The sequence below is a fragment of the Pseudoalteromonas sp. SIMBA_162 genome (assembly GCF_046535955.1).
GTDB classification, from domain to species: domain Bacteria; phylum Pseudomonadota; class Gammaproteobacteria; order Enterobacterales; family Alteromonadaceae; genus Pseudoalteromonas; species Pseudoalteromonas marina.
On record NZ_JAWJBQ010001095.1, the window covers coordinates 1 to 240 of the forward strand.

Below are 240 nucleotides of genomic sequence, written 5' to 3' on the forward strand. Positions count from 1 at the left end.
GCTGGTCAGCGAGGAGGGCAAGGCCTCACCGCCGGCATTTCCGCTCTCTTCGGCGGGCGCTTCAGGCGACTGCTTCGGTACCATCATCCACAACATGGCCAGCAGTACCCAGGCTATCAGATAGAGGGCGAAGGGCCACTGCCAGGCGATACCTGCCAGCACACCACTGACGAACAGGAAGATCACCCCGCCAAGCTCCATCGACATACCCTGCTGGGCGCTCATCGCCAGACGCGCATG

Annotated in this window: 1 pseudogene; it reads right to left on the minus strand. The window is 62.9% G+C overall.

Annotated features, from left to right (window positions below):
* Positions 1–240: pseudogene (locus R0J88_RS23070) on the minus strand (hypothetical protein); the annotation flags it as partial.